Annotated in this window: 1 protein-coding gene; it reads left to right on the top strand. The window is 69.0% G+C overall.

Annotated elements, in window-relative coordinates:
* The first annotated feature begins 30 nt into the window (after positions 1-30).
* A complete protein-coding gene (locus CKW39_RS15190) occupies positions 31-1434 on the top strand; it encodes an IS1380 family transposase (RefSeq protein WP_095798959.1) in 1404 nt (467 codons plus the stop codon).
* Positions 1435-1479 lie beyond the last annotated feature (45 nt).

Raw genomic sequence — 1479 nt, 5'->3', positions numbered from 1 at the left:
GTTCCACCGCGATGAGAGGGCATCTCGCAGATGCAAGTTTCCCACACGCCTGCTGCCGTGTCAGTTTCCTTCGACGAGCCGAACCTCATCGGGTCCGCCGGGCTGGTGCCGGTGATGGAACTGGCCGCCCAGGCCGGCCTGCACCAGCTGGCCGGAGGTCGGTTGAGCGTGCCGACCGACAAGGGCGCCAACGCCGGGGCGAAGGTCGCGGCCCTGGTGGCCGGGATGTGCACGGGGGCGGACTCGATCGATGACATGGCCGTGCTGCGCCACGGGGCGATGAAACGGGTATTCAATGCCTGCTATGCGCCCTCGACCCTGGGCTCGTTCCTGCGTGGGTTCACCTTCGGGCACGTGCGCCAACTCGACGCGGTCGCCTCCCGGTTCCTGGTGAACCTGGCCGGCCGGGCCCCGCTGCTGGGACGCACCGGCGCTGCCGGTGCGGATCCGGGGTTCGTTTATGTTGATGTGGACGACACGATCATCGAGGTCCACGGCTACCAGAAGCAGGGTTCCGGGTACGGGTACTCCGGGGTCCGTGGGCTCAACGCCCTGTTGGCCACCGCCAGCACCCAGACCACGGCCCCGGTAATCCTGGGTCAGCGGCTGCGCCGCGGTTCGGTCGGCTCCCCGCGCGGGGCCTCGAGGCTGGTCGGGGATTCGCTGGCCATCCTCAAGCGATTGGTGCCGGCGGCCGGCGCCCGGGTGCTGGTCCGGGCCGACTCCGCTTTCTATGGGCATGCCACCGTGGCCGCCGCGCTCACCGCCGGGGCGGAGGCGTCGGTGACCGTGAAGATGGACAAGGCCGTCAAGGCCGCTATCGCCGGCATCGACGAGAAAGCGTGGACCGGCATCAGGTACCCGCAGGCGATCTTCGACGAGGACACCGGCACCTGGACCTCCAAGGCGGAGGTGGCCGAGGTCCCCTTCACCGCGTTCACCTCAAGGAAGAAAACCGAGCGGGTCCCCGGTCGACTGGTGGTGCGCCGAATCCCCGAGCTGAACCCCCAGGACACGGACCAGCCGACACTGTTCGACACCCACCGGTTCCACGCCTTCTTCACCACCACCGACCCGGAGGTGCTGGACACGGTGACCGCGGACCAGACCCACCGGGGCCACGCGGTCATCGAGCAGGTCAACGCCGATTTGAAGGACAGCGCCCTGGCCCACCTGCCCTCCGGACATTTCGGGGCCAACAGTGCCTGGCTGGTCTGCGCGGTGATGGCCTACAACCTCACCCGCACCGCCGGGACCCTCGCTGCCGGAGAGTTCGCCCGGGCCCGGACCGGGACCATCCGGGCCAGGCTCGTGAATCTGCCAGCCCGGATCGCTTCCAGCGCCCGCAGGATCCGCATCCGCCTGCCCCAGGCATGGCCCTGGCAACAGGGATTCGAGCGGCTCTTCACCGCCGTCCACCCGCCACCGGCATAACCACCCGACCACCCGCCGGGCATCGGCACAACCGAAAGAACATCA

It is taken from the genome of Kocuria sp. WRN011 (genome assembly GCF_002295155.1).
Classification (GTDB): Bacteria; Actinomycetota; Actinomycetes; order Actinomycetales; family Micrococcaceae; genus Kocuria; species Kocuria carniphila.
This window is presented reverse-complemented; position numbering and strand designations above follow the sequence as displayed.